The sequence below is a fragment of the Streptomyces sp. NPDC048258 genome (assembly GCF_043201995.1).
Lineage (GTDB): Bacteria > Actinomycetota > Actinomycetes > Streptomycetales > Streptomycetaceae > Streptomyces.
Genome location: NZ_JBICZH010000004.1, coordinates 634,289 through 649,174, shown reverse-complemented (window position 1 = coordinate 649,174; position 14,886 = coordinate 634,289). Strand labels below are relative to the sequence as shown.

Below are 14,886 nucleotides of genomic sequence, written 5' to 3'. Positions count from 1 at the left end.
AGCTACCTCGCCGGCCTCCACCTCCGCGCCGCAATGATCTGGATCGACGACCTGCTGAAGACCGCCGAATGATCACGACATCACACAGGCCCTAGGAGACAGCCGCGCGGATCTTGTCGGCGAGGAGCGTGGCCGTGGTGTTCGCGGGGTCCACCAGGCGGGTGCGGGTGAGGGCGAAGGACAGGCCGCGCTCGCGGTCGGCGAAGGCGATGCTGCCGCCGCTGCCGTGGTGGCCGAAGGCGGTCGGCACGCCGTCCATCGCCGGCATGGCCAGGAAGTAGCCGAGCCCCTTCGTGCGGTGCCTGACCAGCATCCGGTCCTTGCCCTCCACCGCGATCGCCGCGGCCTGCGCCAGCCGCTCCGGCGGCAGCAGCCGGACCCCGTCGACCTCGCCCAGCAGCGCCGCGTACATGCGGGCGGCGGCGCGGGCGGTCATGGTCCCGCAGGCGGGCAGGTCGGCCCGCAGGTAGGCGGGGCGGTTGGCGAGGGTGGCGGTGGTCCACACTCCCCGGTTCGGCGCCACGAGCCGCGTGAAGGGCGCGCCCAGCGGGAGGTGGGCGAGGTGCGCCTCCCAGTCGCCCTCCACCAGCGGTGCGACGCGGGGCAGTTCGGACTCCGGCAGCCCGAAGTACACCTCGTCGGCGATCCCTAGGGGTTCGGCAACGTACTGCCGCAGTGCCTGCCCCGGGGTCAGGCCGGTGACGCGGCGGATGGTCTCCCCGAGGATCCACCCGAAGGTCCAGCCGTGGTAGCCGCTGCCGGAACCCGGCTCCCACAACGGCCGTGCCGCGGCGACGATCCCGCACATCGTGTCCCAGTCGCACAGCTCGGCGGCGGTGAGGGAGCGCGGGAGCTGGGGGATCCCGGCGGTGTGGGTCAGGGCGTGCCGGACGGTGATCCCCGCCTTGCCGTGAGCCCCGAACTCCGGCCAGTACCGCGCGACCGGAGCCTCGTAGTCGATCAGCCCGCACTCCGCCAGCATGTGCACCAGGGTCGCCGTGCAGCCCTTGCCGGTGGAGAAGCTGTGGATCAGTGTCCCGGGCCCGGGCACTCCGGCGTACGCCTCGACGAGCGGCCGGCCGTGCAGGTACGCGGCGACCTGGAGCCCGCTCTCGGCGCCGGACGCGACGAGCGCGTCGACCGCCTCCTGAAGGTCCATGCGGAACCCCTTCCGGTAGATCACCTACGGTAACCACTGCCCCACCCTGCGCATTCGAACGGCGCGGCGGAACAGGGAGGCGGGCCACGGTGCCGACGGAGTCGCCTTCCGCCGCCGGCCGGCTCGTCGGCGCGACCCGCCGTCGGCCCGGAGACAGCCCCGGCCGAGCTCATGTGACTCCGCCCACCCTCCCTTGACCCGGTAAGGAAGGGATACCTAAGTTCTGCCTCATGCCCCAGCCCACTCCCCCCACCGGCCCCAGCGACCCCACCGGCCCCGCCGACCGCCGCTCGCCCGCCCCCGGACGGCCGGGCACCCCCGGGCTGATCGACTTCACCGTCGACCTCACCTCCCAGGAGGTACTCCGACGGGCCCAGGTGATGGCCGCTCTGGGCGCCGACTGGGACCCGATCGAGGTACTGCGTGGCGAGGACGCGGCGTACGACCTGCTCTACTCCGGTCTCGACGAGCAGCAGCAGCGCCTGTACGACGACCTGGTCGCGGCCGACGTGCTCCCCCGGCGCAGGAGCGGCCATGCTGCCCCTTGACCCGCAAGCCGACCTGGGACGCCGTGCCTGGGTGCCCTGCCCCAACTGCCTCGACACCCGCGCGTGCGCACCGTGCGGGGAGGGCCGGAACTGCTCCCGGCACTGGCGCTACATGCTGTCCAACACCGGAAGCCTGCTCCACCTGCAGTGCCCGGGCTGCACCCACATCTGGGTGCACGAGACCGGCTTCGGGGCCACCCGCTCCCTGTGGAACCGCATCACCAGCGGCCTGTCGCGACCCTGAGGCCGGTGGCGGAGAAGGACCTCGCTTGACTGGTACGCGGCGCGGCGGGTAGTGAGAGGCTGTCATCGCGCGAGGTGTGAAACGGGGGACCCATGAAGCCGCTCGAAACGGGCGATCCCACGTCGGTCGGCGAGGGCCGCTACCGGCTCGTGGGACGGCTCGGCCAGGGGGGCATGGGCGTCGTCTACCTGGGCCGGTCCCAGTCCGGCCGGGCTGTCGCCGTCAAGGTCGTACGTCCCGAGCTGAGCACCGAACCCGGGTTCAAGCGCAGGTTCGCCGACGAGGTGGCGGCCGCACGGCGGGTCGGCGGCTTCCACACCGCACCGGTCGTCGACGCCGACCCGGACGGGGAGCCGGCCTGGCTGGTAACCGCCTTCGTCCCCGGCCCCACCCTGCAAGCGGTGCTCGCGCGCGTCGGGTCGCTGCCTCCGGACACCCTCACCGTGCTGGCGGCCAGCCTGGCCGAGGCGCTGGAGGCGATCCACCGGGCCGGGGTCATCCACCGCGACCTCAAGCCCGCGAACATCATCGTCGCGGAGGACGGGCCGCGCGTCATCGACTTCGGCATCGCGCGCGCCCTGGACGGAACGGCTCTGACACAGACCGGCCTGCAGATCGGCACGCCGGGATTCCTGGCACCCGAGCAACTCACCAGCGGCGCCGTCACCCCTGCGGTCGACATGTTCGCTCTGGGGGTGGTGCTCACCCAGGCAGCGGGCGGCTCCCCCTTCGGCGACGGCCCGTCGGCGGCCAGGCACTACAAGGTCGTCCATGAGGAGCCGGACCTCTCCGCCGTCCCCGGCGAACTCCGCGAAGCCATCGCCGCCTGCCTGTCCAAGGACCCGGAGGCACGGCCCACACCGTCGGCCTTCCTCGGCAGCCTGACCGTCCGCCACCCGGCCGGTGACTGCTGGCTGCCGGACGCGGCGACGCAACTGCTCCCCCGGCAGGAGCCCACGGCGCATCCCGCTCCCGCCGCGCCCGATGCGCCGCCGGAATCGGACGACCCCCGGATCGTGGGTCCGGAGCCCCGTACGGAACAGCCGCGGACCGTGACCTCGGCGGTGGACGCGCGGCCGGCGGCGCCGCTCACCCCCTCACCCCCGCCCTCGCCCACGCCTTCGCCCTCCCCCGCGCCCACAGGCGTGCCGCCGACGGTTGGCGGGCCGCCCGGGCGCCGCCGCACCGTCATGGCGGTAGCGTTCCTGACCTCCCTCGCGGCCGTCGGCCTGCTTCTGTGGCAGCCCTGGACCGGCTCCCCCAAGGACAATGCCAAGCCCGGCGCCGTCACGCCCACCGGCTCCGCCCCTGCCCCTGCCCCTTTCCCCACCGACCCCCTGCTGATCCGGCAGGACACCGCGCCGGGCTGGCCGGGGACGTGTCACGGCGTGATCGCCCGCCGGGACACCGCGACGGACGTCCCCCGGCAGCTCATCGCGGCGGGCGCCTGCGACACCCTGCCCCAGTGGTCCCCCGACCGCACGTCCTTCGCATTCACCCGCACCACTCCCGAGGGCTCGGCCGTCTGGATCGCCAAGGCCGACGGTTCGAACGCACGGCGGATCGCCTCCATCGCCGGCGGCAGGGTGTCCTGGTCGCCGGACGGCAGCCAGCTCGCCGTACTGCGCAAGAAGGACGGCGTACAGCAACTGTTCGTCGTCGGCGTCGCCGATGGCGCCGCTCGCCAGCTCACCTCGGGCGTGGGCCAGGTCGAGGATCCCGCGTGGTCGCCTGACGGCAAGCGCATCGCCGTCTGTCTGCAGACGGAGCCCGAGAACTGGCAGATCCACGTGGTCGACCCCGCCGCCCCGGACCGCGCCCCCCAGCAGGTGACCAGGCTGCCCCATCCGGCGCTCGACCCCGTGTGGTCCCCGGACAGCACGACCTTCGCGTACACCGCGGGAACCTACGGCACGGGCACTCAGGGCGACATCCGTCTCGTGGACGCCGACGGCACCGACGATCGTGAACTGGTGGCCACCGGCGCCCATGAGATGGACCCCGCCTGGTCCGTCGACGGGACCTGGGTCGCCTTCGTCCGCGGCCCCTACGAGAAGCCCGTGGTCTGGGCCGTACGCACGGACAGGACCGGCGAGCGCACGCTCACCGGCGGCACCTCGTCCGAAGGTCATCCCGCCTGGCGCTGAGACCTCCGGCGCCCGTCATCGCCCGCCCGCAACCTCGGCCGGGGCCGCCTCGTTGAACCGCTCGATCTGCACGCCGTGGGTGGCCGGAAGGGATGTGGTGCCGTGAGCAGTGGTATCTCCGTGGAGGAGAGTTGTGTCGCCGCGTTCCGGGAACTGACGGGAAACCGGGACGTCAACACGGTGATCTACCGGCTCAGTGACGACCTGGCCAGCGTCGTTCCCGAGTTCGAGGGGAATCTGACGCACGACGAGCTTCTGGAGGCCTTGCCGGCCGGCGAGCCCCGGCTCGTCGCGTACGAACTGGCATTCGCGGCGGCGGACGGGGCCCGCAGGAACGAGATCGTGCTGATCTCCTGGTCCCCCGAAGGCACGGCCGCCGAGCAGAGGACGGTCCTCGCCTCCGGCTGCCAGGCCTTGCGCGACGCGCTCGACAGGATCAACCTGTGCGTACAGGCCACCGGCCTCGCCGACGTGCAGTACGACGAGCTCGTCTCCCGCGCCTCCTGACCCGGATCCGTCCGGCGCACTCGCCGGCGGTCACCGGAAATGCACGCGGGCACACGGGTTGCGTGCTCCACGGGCGGGCAGGCGCGGACAGCGGACGAGCCGCAGATGCCCTGCGCCTCACGGCGAGTGTGCCCCGCATGCGCCGTGCCGGGTGGTCGTCATCCGGCCGGAGACCCGATCGGCGGAGGTGGTTGACGATGAACGCACCGGTACCACTGGTCTGGGTCGTGGGCGGCCATCTGCTGATGCCCGCCGAGCAGGTCACCGCCCTGATGCGACGCCTCGCGGCCGGCTGGCTGCAGTCGACGGATGCCGGGGAGACGGATCTCGATCCCGGGACGGTGATGGCCCTGGCCGAGGTGTTGAGCGAGATCGCCGATCAGATCGACGTCGAGTGCATCGCCTTCATGCCGGCCCGGAGCGCGGGAAGCGGCTCGCCGCCGCGCTGAGGTCCAGGACGCCGTCCACCTCGTCAATGGCCGCAGGGGACGGCAGCCACTGGGGGTCCTAGGCGGCCGGTGACTCGTCGAGGGTGAACAGGCCGCCGTCCGGGTCCCGCACCGTGGCCTGCTGCCCGCCGCCGAGCCATGGGTTGTCCGTGACGACGCTGCCGCCGTGCTCGACCGCCGCGGCCTTGGCGGCGCCCAGTTCGGGGACTTTGAAGTGGACCAGCCAGCGGGGCCGCAACTGGGGCTTGGGGGATCCGCTCTCGACCGGTCCGCTGTTCAAGCGTGCCACGGCCTGCCCGTCGTGCCGCAGGACGACCTGGTCCTCCTCGTACGAGACCTCGCAGGAGCCGTCGCTCCCGTCTGCCCATTGGAGGACCTCGCCGTAGAAGACGGCGGCGTCGAACGCGTTCTTGGTGTGCAGTTCCAGCCACGCGGGTGCCTCGCGGTCCCCCACCCGCCACTCGGACAGGACGCGGCCCTCCCAGATGCCGAAGGCCGCGCCCTCGCGGTCGGTGGCCAGGGCCGCCCGACCGCGAGGCGGGTAGTTCACGGGGCCGAGGCCGACGGTGCCGCCGCTCTCGCGGATACGCGCGACAGCGGCGTCGGCATCGTCGACAGCGAAGTAGGCGGTCCACGCCACGGGTACCTCGAACTCGCCGGCCACTGCTCCGATGCCCGCGACCGGCACACCGTCCAGCTCGGCGACGGAGAAGGCCTGCCCGAGACCGCCCTTTCGAAAGGTCCAGCCGGGCACGGCGTGGTAGAAGCTCTCCGCCGCATGCAGGTCACGTGCCATGAGGCTCAGCCAGCACGGCGCACCCACGACGTCCGCCGTCATCTGGACCATGATCGTTCTCCTTCCCGCCCCGCGCCTTTCCACGCCCGCACCGCTCGTGCGCGGCCGTGGGGCGGCCCTTCCGGTATCCGCACCCGGTCAGGCGGCCGGGCACGTGTCCGGTCAGGTGTGCAGGCGACTGTTGGGGCCGTCCTGACCGTCGGCGGAGTCATCGTTGAACCAGTAGTCACCGGCCGCCAGGTACCGGAAGGAATGGCTGGTCTTCCGGGGCAGGGCGACCGTGACGGCTCGCGCATCGTCCCTCCGCGGCACGAGGGGGTGTGCGTGCGGGTCCCAGTCGTTGAAGTCACCGACGACGCTGACCGGCCCGGGCGGGATGTCCGCCGGGAGGACGAAGGTGACCTCGGTCCGGTCCTTGCGCTGCTTGCGTTCAAGCACGGGGGGTGCCTCCTGCGGAAATGGGGAAGGGGAGCGCGACCATCCTGCTCCTGGCCCCGGTCCCGGCGCACGCCGACACGGCCAACCGGCGACACGGCGTGACACCACCGGGGTGACGTTGTGGGGTACGCATCCGGGCGGTCCCCGTCTCCACCGGACCCCGCGGCCGCTGGAAGGAGCCAGGTGACCCTCAGCGGGCGGGCATGCGCAGCACCGCCGCTCCCTCGACCCGGCCGGCCGCGAGGTCGTCCAGGGCGGTCGCGGCGTGTGTGAAGTCGTACACGGTCAGTGTCGGGCGCAGTCGGTGCGCGGCCACGGCGGCGAGGAAGTCGCGTCCGTCCTGGCGGGTGTTCGCGGTGACGCTCCTGACGGTCCGTTCGCGGAAGAGGTGGCGCTGGTAGTCCAGCGAGGGGATGTCGGAGAGGTGGATGCCCGCGATGCTGAGTGTTCCGCCGCTGTCCAGTGCCTCCAGGGCCACGGGGACGAGGGCGCCGGACGGGGCGAAGAGGATCGCGGCGTCGAGCGGCTCGGGCGGACCGGTGCGGGCGTCGCCTGCTGAGGCGGCACCGAGGTCCAGGGCGAGCGCCTGTGCGGCCGGGGAGCGGGTGAGTACGTGGACGACGGCACCTCGGGCGATGGCGAGCTGTGCGGTGAGGTGGGCGGACGCGCCGAATCCGTAGATGCCGAGGCGGCCGCCCTGGGGCAGTTCGGTGCGGTTCAGGGCCCGGTAGCCGATGATTCCCGCGCACAGCAGCGGGGCCAGCTCCTCCGCGCTGTACCCGGCGGGCATCTCGTAGGCGTAGCGCGCGGGCACGGTCGCGTACTCGGCGTAGCCTCCGTGTGCGTCCCAGCCGGTGTAGAGGGACGAGGGACACAGATTCTCCTGGCCCCGCGAGCAGTACCGGCACGCTCCGCACGTCCTGCGCAGCCAGGGGATGCCCACCCGGGTGCCCACCACCGGTGCGGTGACCCCGTCGCCGGCAGCGACGACGTCGCCCACCGCCTCGTGGCCCGGCACGACCCGCTCCAGGTGAGGCCGCAGGTCGCCGTCACGTACGTGCAGATCCGTCCGGCACACCCCGCACGCGCGCACCTCGACCAGCAGCTCGTCCGCCGCCGGCACCGGGACGGGCAGCTCGACGCGTTCGACCGTCCCCGGACGGCCGGCGGGGGCCACCCAGGCCCGCATCGTCTCGGGAATCCGGGTACTGAGGCCGTCGGCCATTCCCGCCACCTCCTTCCACACGAATGCACCGTGACATGGCCCTCTGCGGGGGCGGTGGACCTGTCGGCTGCGTGTCGGGCTGCCCGGCCCGGCCCAGGGCGCGCGTCAGGCGTCGGGCACGGGTCGTGTGATGCTGGCGCCATGACTGATCAACGCGAGGTTGTCATCGTCCGCCGGCCGGGTCGGATTCCTCCCGAGGACGGGTTGGCCGAGCTGTTGGCTGCCTACCATCTGCGGACCGAAGCCGAGAAGGGTGCGGCCGTCGCTGGTGTGGACGGACTGCCGGACCGGTACCGGACGGAGGTCCTGGACCCGCAGACGGCGTTCGTCGACGATGTCGTGCTGGTGGCGTCGAGCGGGGACACCGCCATGGGCTGTCTTGTGGTGACCGCCCCCGAAGAAGGTCGGGCAGAGGTCAAGAGGCTGTGGACGGACCCGGCATTCCGGGGCAGGGGTATCGCGTCCAGGCTCATCGGCGCCGCGCTTGCGCACGCTGCGGAAAGCGGCGTCAGTACGGTCGGCCTGTCGGTGTGGAAGTGGCGTACGGGTGCCATTGCCCTGTACGAGCGGCTCGGGTTCACCGTCACCGAGTCGTGGGACGAGCGGGACCAACTGGTGTGCATGGAGCTCGACTGCCGCCTCGGCGTTGACGGTTGAGCCGGCGCGGCGCGACAGGAGAGACACACGACGGGGACCAGCCCGGCCAGTTCGGCTGACGAGGAGCACCCGGCCGGAACGGCCGGTGCCGTCTCGCGCCACGAGCAGCAGCGGCCAGTCATGCCATTTCATAACAACTCTCTTTTATTATGGGCGAGTTGCTCTTCTCTGACCTATCTTCTACGGGCACACCAGTTCGCCCCAGGAGGTCAGATTGCAGTCCAGGCGCTTCCTCGCCTCAATACGTCTGCTACGCCGTTCCCACCTGCTCATAGCCTTCGGCATCGGCTCGCTGCTGATCGGGCTGACGCCGTGGCTCGGGGTCGGGAGCACGGCAGCGGCCGGCCGCGCCCCGGGGCCCCGACCCGCGCCGGTGCCCTTCGACCAGCAGACGGCGAAGCAGTCCCCGCACCACGGCGTCGCTCCGGCGAACGCCATGGAACCCATGGCTCCGGTTCTCGACCGGACCGGATGGACGGCCGCGGCGAGCGACGAGGAGACCAGCGGCGAGAACGGCCGCGCGGCCAACGTACTCGACGGCAACGCCAACACCATCTGGCACAGCAAATGGAGCGGCACCCCCACTCCCCTGCCGCACAGCATCACCATCGACATGCACCGCACGGCAGTCGTCTCCGCACTCGTCTACCACCCCCGCACCGACTGGGCCAACGGGCGCGTCGGTGAGTACAGCATCAGTGTCAGCGCGGACGGACAGAGCTGGGCGAGCCCGGTCGCTTCCGGCACGCTCGCGGACGACGGCAGCGCCAAGACGCTCGGGTTCGCCCCACAGGGGGCCCGGTTCGTACGTCTGACGGCGCTCACCGAGGCCGGCGGCCGCGGGCCCTGGACCTCTGCCTCCGAGATCAACCTGTTGGGCGACCCCGGCACCCCGCAAGCCACCGTCGACCTGTCCCGGACCGGGTGGACGGCCGCGGCGAGCGACGAGGAGACCAGCGGCGAGAACGGCCGCGCGGCCAACGTACTCGACGGCAACGCCAACACCATCTGGCACAGCAAATGGAGCGGCACCCCCACTCCCCTGCCGCACAGCATCACCATCGACATGCACCGCACGGCAGTCGTCTCCGCACTCGTCTACCACCCCCGCACCGACTGGGCCAACGGCCGGGCAGGCGCGTACACCGTCACCACCAGCACCGACGGCACTGCCTTCGGCGCGCCGGTCGCCGCCGGTAGCTGGCGGGACGACGACACCGTCAAGACCGCCACGTTCACTCGTACCGAGAACACGCGCTTCATACGTCTGACCGTGACCACCGAGGCCGGCGGACGCGGTCCGTGGACCTCGGCAGGTGAGATACGCCTGAGCGGACCGGCCAGCCCGGCCGTCCACGGAACCTGGGACCGGATCACCGGCTTCCCCCTGGTGCCCGTGGCCACCGCCGCCCTGCCGGGCGACAAGCTGCTCGCCTGGTCCGCGTACGCGGTCGACCGCTTCGGCGGCAGCAACGGCTACACCCAGACCGCGATCCTGGACCTGAAGACCGGCAAGGTCACCCAGCGCCGCATCGACAACACCGGCCACGACATGTTCTGTCCCGGCATAGCCATGCTGGCCGACGGCCGTGTGCTGGTCACCGGGGGCAGCAACGCGGAAAAGGCGAGCATCTACGACCCGGCCACCAATACCTGGTCCGCCACCACCAGCATGAACATCGCCCGCGGCTACCAGGCCATGACACTGCTCTCCACCGGTGAGGCCTTCGTCCTGGGCGGATCCTGGAGCGGAACCGCAGGCGACAAGGCCGGTGAGGTCTGGTCGCCGGACACCCGCACCTGGCGGACGCTCCCGGGCGTTCCCGCCACCCCGGCGCTGACGGCCGACCCGGCCGGACCCTACCGCGCCGACAACCACATGTGGCTGCACGCCACTTCGGGCGGCAAGGTACTGCAACTGGGTCCGAGCAAGCAGATGAACTGGATCTCGACCGCCGGCCAGGGCAGCATCACCGCCGCCGGCACCCGGGCCGACAGCCAGGACGCCATGACCGGCAACGCCGTCTCCTACGACATCGGCAAGCTGCTCACCCTGGGCGGTTCGCCCGCGTACGAGAAGACCCCCGCCACCCGGCGCGCCTACACGGTGGGCATCTCGGGCAGCAGCCAGGTCCAGGCCGCCCGTACCGGCGACATGGAGTACGCCCGCGGCTTCAGCAACAGCGTCGTCCTGCCCGACGGCAAGGTGGCCGTCTTCGGCGGACAGTCCTATCCGGTGCCGTTCAGCGACGCGACCTCCGTTCTGACCCCCGAGCTGTGGGACCCGTCGACCGGCGGCTTCACCCCGCTCGCCACCATGGCCATCCCGCGCAACTACCACAGCGTGGCCAACCTGTTGCCGGACGGGCGGATATTCTCCGGTGGCGGGGGCCTGTGCGGTGACTGCGCGACCAACCACCCGGACGGGGCCGTTTTCACACCGCCGTACCTGCTCAACGCGGACGGATCGCCGAAGCCGCGTCCTGCCATCACGGGAGGCGTGCCCTCCAGGACGACCCCCGGCGCGTCGCTCACGGTGAGCACCCAGACCCCGGTGGCGTCCTTCGTCCTGATGCGGGCCGCTGCCGCGACCCACTCCACCGACAACGACCAGCGGCGGGTCCCTCTCGTGTCCACGGCCACGGGATCCGGCGCGTACACGGTGTCCATCCCCGCTGACCCCGGTGTGGTCCTGCCGGGCACCTACATGCTCTTCGCCCTCGACGCCCAGGGGGTACCGAGCATCGCCCAGTTCGTCACCATCTCCTGACCCTACGGGCGGTGTCCGGCACGAACCGGCCGGACACCGCCCGTCTCGACCGGCACTGAACGATGGACTCCGCTGCCCGCCGCTAGTTGTGTGATGCGCCGTGGAGGCGCCCCGGCGGGAGCCGTCGGCCGTATGCGAGCAGGAGGAGGTCCTGGGCGGCGCCCGAGAGAGGCCGGCCGGTACCGAAGGTCCAGTCGAGGTCGGTGGCACGGAGTTCGATGCCCTTGAGGTCGGCTCCGAAGAACTTCAAGGTCCTGGCGTCGATGCTCTCCAAGAGGATGCGCAAGCGGTCCTCCGGAACCCGGCGGCCGAGGCCCAGGGCGACCGTGATGTCCAGGCCGTGGATCACATCGTGGCCCAAGGCCGTCTCGAACCCGCCGACCGGCGGCTTCCAGGGGTGATCCGCGTTGTCACGGAGGAATGCGGCGAGCTCGCGCGTCGCGTAGCCGGCCGCGTCCTTGCGGGCGCACCGATCGGTCATCCGGTGGAGGTTGCCCCGCGCTCGGACGAGTTCCCACGCCACCTTGGAGAGGGGGTACCGGAACCCCATTGTCATGTGCGCCGCGACGTCCCGTACCCGCCACCCCGCGCACAAGGTCGGAGCGTCCCAGTCCCCGGCCGACAAGCCGTCCAGCATGGCGGCCAGTTCCCGGCGCTCGGCCGCGATCGCCGCTCTGATGTCCGCCACTGATTTCCGGTGCGTCGTGTTCCCCATGGCCTCAAGGGTCTCGGCAACCCCTGTCATAAGTCCAAGAGTTTGCATGTCTCGCAGCTAGCATCATCAGTTATGGACATTCGGCAGCTGCGGTACTTCGTCACGGTGGCGGAGGAAGCAAACTTCACCCGTGCCGCCGCCCGCCTGCACCTGGCGCAGCCAGGGGTGAGCGCCCAGGTGCGGCAGCTCGAAAAGGAGCTCGGGCAGCCGTTGTTGGACCGCTCCGGCCGGTCGGTGACCCTGACGGAGGCAGGTGAGGCCGTCCTGCCGTACGCGCGGGCCGCGCTCGCCGCGGTCGAAGCGGTACGGCAGACCGTGGACGAGTTCACCGGACTGCTCCGCGGCCACGTCACGATCGGCTTCCTCTCGGGCGCCGCCGCCCACGCGTTCGACCTGGCTTCCGTCCTGGCCGACTTCCACCATGACCACCCGCAGGTCGAGATCGCCCTGTCCGAAGACACGTCCGAGCGGATGCTCGCCGCGCTGCATCGCGGCGAACTCGACATCGCCGTGATCGGACTCGCGGGCGAGGAACCCCCACCGGGCATCTCCCTCCAGGTCGTGATCGACGAACCCCTGGTCGCCGCCGTCGCCCGGGACGACCCCGTCCTCGCGCACACGGGCCGCATGAGCATTCCGCTGGCCGAGCTCCGCGATCGCCCGCTGATCAGCCTGCCCCGCGGCACGGGCATCCGAGGGGTACTGGACCGCGCTTGCGCGCGGGCCGGGTTCCAGCCCCGTATCGCCTTCGAAGCGGCCGCTCCGCTGTTCCTCGCACAGCTCGCCGCCCGCGGTCTCGGCGTGGCGGTGGTCCCGGCCCTCCAGGCCGACGAAGCGTCAGCCCTCGGGTTGCGTACGCTGGAGATCACCCACCCCCGGCTACGCGGCCGGGTAGCGCTGGCCTGGCGTACGGACGGCCCGTCCAGCCCGGCAGCCACGGCCTTCCTGCGCCTGCTCCGGGCGACCCTGGCCGTGCCAGGGCCCGGCTGACCGGCGCCGGGTGCCCGTACGGCGGGACCCGTACGGTGACGGGTTCAGGGCTGGACGAGGACCTTCAGGGCCTCGCGGTCGGCCATGGCCCGGTAGCCGTCCGCGACCTGGTCCAGGCCCAGGGTTCGGTCGAAGACGCGTCCGGGCTGGACGCTGCCGTCCAGGATGTCGGGCAGCAGTTCCTCGATGTAGGCACGGGCGGGGGCGACGCCGCCGGTGAGGGTGATGTTGCGCATGAACAGCGGGAAGCCCATTTTCACCGTCTCGTACTGGGGGGCGCCGACCCTGGAGACGGTTCCGCCTGCGCGTACGACGCCGAAGGCGGTGTCGAGGGCAGGTTCCAGGCCGACGCACTCCAGCACGGTGTGGGTGCCGTCGCCGCCGGTGAGTTCCCGTACCTTCTCGATGCCCTCGTCGCCGCGTTCGGCGACGACGTCGGTGGCGCCGAAGGCGCGGCCCAGGTCGGTGCGGTCCTTGTGCCGGCCCATCAGGATGATCCGCTCCGCGCCGAGGCGCTTGGCGGCCAGCACGGCGCACAGGCCGACGGCGCCGTCTCCGATGACGGTGACGGTGGTGCGCTCGTCGACACCGGCGGTGACGGCGCAGTGGTGGCCGGTGGGGAAGACGTCTGAGAGCGTCAGCAGGGAGGGCAGCAGGGCGGAGTCCTCGCCGACCGGGAGCTTGACGAGGGTGCCGGCGGCCTGCGGGACGCGTACGGCCTCGCCCTGGCCGCCGTCGACGTCGTCCGCGCCCCAGTAGCCGCCGTGGCGGCAGGAGGTCTGCAGGCCCTCGCGGCAGAAGTCGCAGGTGTTGTCCGCCCACACGAACGGCGCCACGACGACGTCGCCGCGGCTGAGGCCGGTCACCTCCCGGCCGATGTCCTCGACGACGCCGAGGAACTCGTGGCCGATCCTGTCACCGTGCTCCTCGGCCGGCTTGGAGCCGTAGGGCCACAGGTCGCTGCCGCAGATGCACGAGCTCAGGACGCGGACGACCGCGTCGGTGGGCTGCTGGACGCGCGGGTCGGGGACGTTCTCGACACGGACGTCGCCGGCACCGTAGATCAGGGTTGCTCGCATGGGAAGGATCTCGCCTTTCGGTCGGATGGTTTCCCGGAAGCCGGGTCCGGGGACCGGGTCGGTTCGTGAGAGTGACAGGGCTCCCACGCTCCCGGCGCGTGGCCCGCAGGGCTGCAAAACTGGGCCGGTGGCTCCCGACCAGCACACCAGCGGCAGCGAGCTCGCGCACTTCCTGCGCGCCCGCCGCGCCCAGCCGCACCGTCCGGCCAGGCGTCGAACTGCTGCTGGAGTGCTCGGCACCCGGCACCCGGCACGCGCCCGAGTCCGACCGTCCCGAACCACCCCGCGAACCACAGCGAAGGAGACTTCATGCAGACCGTCACGCTGAACAACGGCGTCCAGATGCCCATCCTCGGCTTCGGCGTCTACCAGATCCCGCCGGGCCGGACCGAGCAGGCCGTCACCGACGCCCTGGCCGCCGGCTACCGGCTCCTCGACACCGCGGCCGCGTACGGAAACGAGGAGGCCGTCGGCCGCGCCATCAAGAACAGCGGCATCCCCCGCGAAGAACTGTTCGTCACCACCAAGGTGTGGGTCCAGGACACGGGCGAGGAGAACACCCAGCGCGCTTTCGACACCTCACTGCGCAACCTCGGGCTCGACTACCTCGACCTGTACCTGATCCACCAGCCCTTCGGCGACGTCTACGGGTCCTGGCGCGCCATGGAGCGCCTGAACCGCGAGGGCCGTGCCAAGGCGATCGGCGTGTCGAACTTCTACCCCGACCGGCTCGTCGACCTCAGCGACCACAACGAGATCACGCCCGCGGTCAACCAGATCGAGACCCACCCCTTCTTCCAGCGCACCGCCGACCAGGACCTGATGCGCGAGCGCGGCGTCCAGATCGAATCGTGGGGGCCGTTCGCCGAAGGCAAGAACGACCTCTTCACCCACCCGGTCCTCGGCGAGATCGGCGCACAGCACGGCAAGTCCGTGGCGCAGGTCGTGCTGCGCTGGCTCGTCCAGCGGCAGGTCGTCGTCATCCCCAAGTCGGTCCGCGCCGACCGCATGGCCGAGAACATCGACGTCTTCGACTTCGAGCTCATCGACGACCAGATGGCCCGCATCGCCGCCCTGGACACCGGACGCTCCCTGTTCTTCGCCCACTGGGACCCGGCCGCCGTCAGCCAGCTCGGCAATGCCCGTATCCACGACTGATGCG

At 71.6% G+C, this 14,886-nt stretch carries 15 protein-coding genes; 9 read left to right on the top strand and 6 right to left on the bottom strand.

Going from position 1 to position 14,886, the window contains the following annotated elements; translation table 11 throughout:
- Nucleotides 1-91: 91 nt before the first annotated feature.
- The gene (locus tag ACGFYQ_RS13635; protein WP_393743241.1) at nt 92-1,159 is read right to left on the bottom strand and encodes a serine hydrolase domain-containing protein; all 1,068 of its coding nucleotides are present in this window, start codon (nt 1,157-1,159) and stop codon (nt 92-94) included.
- A 230-nt stretch (nt 1,160-1,389) separates the two neighbouring features.
- Here ACGFYQ_RS13635 and ACGFYQ_RS13630 point away from each other — a divergent pair, with 230 nt between their 5' ends.
- The 5 genes from ACGFYQ_RS13630 to ACGFYQ_RS13610 all read left to right on the top strand — a co-directional run bounded on the left by ACGFYQ_RS13630 (nt 1,390) and on the right by ACGFYQ_RS13610 (nt 5,054).
- Nucleotides 1,390-1,707: a DUF6400 family protein gene (locus ACGFYQ_RS13630; RefSeq protein WP_393743239.1), complete on the top strand. Its 318-nt coding sequence runs from the start codon at nt 1,390-1,392 to the stop codon at nt 1,705-1,707.
- On the top strand, nt 1,694-1,951 hold the full coding sequence (locus ACGFYQ_RS13625; protein WP_393743237.1) for a hypothetical protein: 258 nt from the start codon (nt 1,694-1,696) through the stop codon (nt 1,949-1,951). The genes ACGFYQ_RS13630 and ACGFYQ_RS13625 overlap by 14 nt, the downstream gene beginning before the upstream one ends.
- A gap of 92 nt (nt 1,952-2,043) precedes the next feature.
- Complete coding sequence (locus ACGFYQ_RS13620) at nt 2,044-4,098, top strand: protein kinase (RefSeq protein WP_393743235.1); 2,055 nt, start codon at nt 2,044-2,046, stop codon at nt 4,096-4,098.
- Nucleotides 4,099-4,200: 102 nt separating this feature from the next.
- Nucleotides 4,201-4,605 carry an actin-binding ADF family protein gene (locus ACGFYQ_RS13615; protein ID WP_393743233.1) on the top strand — a complete coding sequence of 135 codons (405 nt, stop codon included), beginning with the start codon at nt 4,201-4,203 and terminating at the stop codon, nt 4,603-4,605.
- Nucleotides 4,606-4,802: 197 nt separating this feature from the next.
- Entirely contained in the window at nt 4,803-5,054 is a 252-nt protein-coding gene (locus ACGFYQ_RS13610; RefSeq protein ID WP_393743231.1) for a DUF6213 family protein, read from the top strand.
- Nucleotides 5,055-5,112: 58 nt separating this feature from the next.
- Here the strand turns inward: ACGFYQ_RS13610 and ACGFYQ_RS13605 are convergent, their stop codons facing one another.
- The 3 genes from ACGFYQ_RS13605 to ACGFYQ_RS13595 form a co-directional block, all read right to left on the bottom strand.
- The gene (locus ACGFYQ_RS13605) at nt 5,113-5,901 is read right to left on the bottom strand and encodes a VOC family protein (protein ID WP_393743229.1); all 789 of its coding nucleotides are present in this window, start codon (nt 5,899-5,901) and stop codon (nt 5,113-5,115) included.
- A 111-nt stretch (nt 5,902-6,012) separates the two neighbouring features.
- The gene (locus ACGFYQ_RS13600) at nt 6,013-6,288 is read right to left on the bottom strand and encodes an isoamylase early set domain-containing protein (protein WP_393743227.1); all 276 of its coding nucleotides are present in this window, start codon (nt 6,286-6,288) and stop codon (nt 6,013-6,015) included.
- 190 nt (nt 6,289-6,478) lie between these two features.
- A complete protein-coding gene (locus tag ACGFYQ_RS13595; protein WP_393743311.1) occupies nt 6,479-7,477 on the bottom strand; it encodes a zinc-binding alcohol dehydrogenase family protein in 999 nt (332 codons plus the stop codon).
- Nucleotides 7,478-7,654: 177 nt separating this feature from the next.
- On the opposite strand from ACGFYQ_RS13595, the gene ACGFYQ_RS13590 reads away from it, so the two are divergent.
- Both ACGFYQ_RS13590 and ACGFYQ_RS13585 read left to right on the top strand, forming a co-directional pair.
- A complete protein-coding gene (locus ACGFYQ_RS13590; protein WP_393743225.1) occupies nt 7,655-8,170 on the top strand; it encodes a GNAT family N-acetyltransferase in 516 nt (171 codons plus the stop codon).
- 214 nt (nt 8,171-8,384) lie between these two features.
- Complete coding sequence (locus tag ACGFYQ_RS13585) at nt 8,385-10,940, top strand: discoidin domain-containing protein (RefSeq protein ID WP_393743223.1); 2,556 nt, start codon at nt 8,385-8,387, stop codon at nt 10,938-10,940.
- Between the two features lie 82 nt (nt 10,941-11,022).
- Here the strand turns inward: ACGFYQ_RS13585 and ACGFYQ_RS13580 are convergent, their stop codons facing one another.
- Nucleotides 11,023-11,655, bottom strand: a complete 633-nt coding sequence (locus tag ACGFYQ_RS13580) for a maleylpyruvate isomerase family mycothiol-dependent enzyme (protein ID WP_393743221.1) — start codon at nt 11,653-11,655, stop codon at nt 11,023-11,025.
- 72 nt (nt 11,656-11,727) lie between these two features.
- On the opposite strand from ACGFYQ_RS13580, the gene ACGFYQ_RS13575 reads away from it, so the two are divergent.
- Nucleotides 11,728-12,645 (top strand): LysR family transcriptional regulator, encoded by a 918-nt coding sequence (locus ACGFYQ_RS13575; RefSeq protein ID WP_393743219.1) that lies wholly within the window; start codon nt 11,728-11,730, stop codon nt 12,643-12,645.
- 44 nt (nt 12,646-12,689) lie between these two features.
- Here the strand turns inward: ACGFYQ_RS13575 and ACGFYQ_RS13570 are convergent, their stop codons facing one another.
- Complete coding sequence (locus ACGFYQ_RS13570) at nt 12,690-13,724, bottom strand: zinc-dependent alcohol dehydrogenase family protein (protein WP_393743217.1); 1,035 nt, start codon at nt 13,722-13,724, stop codon at nt 12,690-12,692.
- A 309-nt stretch (nt 13,725-14,033) separates the two neighbouring features.
- On the opposite strand from ACGFYQ_RS13570, the gene ACGFYQ_RS13565 reads away from it, so the two are divergent.
- Nucleotides 14,034-14,882 (top strand): aldo/keto reductase, encoded by an 849-nt coding sequence (locus ACGFYQ_RS13565; RefSeq protein ID WP_393743215.1) that lies wholly within the window; start codon nt 14,034-14,036, stop codon nt 14,880-14,882.
- Nucleotides 14,883-14,886: the final 4 nt, after the last annotated feature.

What these genes read in the sequence shown, in the direction of transcription:
- ACGFYQ_RS13635 (WP_393743241.1), bottom strand. Translation starts at nt 1,159, where the DNA reads ATGGACCTTCAGGAGGCGGTCGACGCGCTCGTCGCGTCCGGCGCCGAG.
- ACGFYQ_RS13630 (WP_393743239.1), top strand. Translation starts at nt 1,390, where the DNA reads ATGCCCCAGCCCACTCCCCCCACCGGCCCCAGCGACCCCACCGGCCCC.
- ACGFYQ_RS13625 (WP_393743237.1), top strand. Translation starts at nt 1,694, where the DNA reads ATGCTGCCCCTTGACCCGCAAGCCGACCTGGGACGCCGTGCCTGGGTG.
- ACGFYQ_RS13620 (WP_393743235.1), top strand. Translation starts at nt 2,044, where the DNA reads ATGAAGCCGCTCGAAACGGGCGATCCCACGTCGGTCGGCGAGGGCCGC.
- ACGFYQ_RS13610 (WP_393743231.1), top strand. Translation starts at nt 4,803, where the DNA reads ATGAACGCACCGGTACCACTGGTCTGGGTCGTGGGCGGCCATCTGCTG.
- ACGFYQ_RS13605 (WP_393743229.1), bottom strand. Translation starts at nt 5,901, where the DNA reads ATGGTCCAGATGACGGCGGACGTCGTGGGTGCGCCGTGCTGGCTGAGC.
- ACGFYQ_RS13595 (WP_393743311.1), bottom strand. Translation starts at nt 7,477, where the DNA reads ATGCGGGCCTGGGTGGCCCCCGCCGGCCGTCCGGGGACGGTCGAACGC.
- ACGFYQ_RS13590 (WP_393743225.1), top strand. Translation starts at nt 7,655, where the DNA reads ATGACTGATCAACGCGAGGTTGTCATCGTCCGCCGGCCGGGTCGGATT.
- ACGFYQ_RS13580 (WP_393743221.1), bottom strand. Translation starts at nt 11,655, where the DNA reads ATGGGGAACACGACGCACCGGAAATCAGTGGCGGACATCAGAGCGGCG.
- ACGFYQ_RS13575 (WP_393743219.1), top strand. Translation starts at nt 11,728, where the DNA reads ATGGACATTCGGCAGCTGCGGTACTTCGTCACGGTGGCGGAGGAAGCA.
- ACGFYQ_RS13570 (WP_393743217.1), bottom strand. Translation starts at nt 13,724, where the DNA reads ATGCGAGCAACCCTGATCTACGGTGCCGGCGACGTCCGTGTCGAGAAC.
- ACGFYQ_RS13565 (WP_393743215.1), top strand. Translation starts at nt 14,034, where the DNA reads ATGCAGACCGTCACGCTGAACAACGGCGTCCAGATGCCCATCCTCGGC.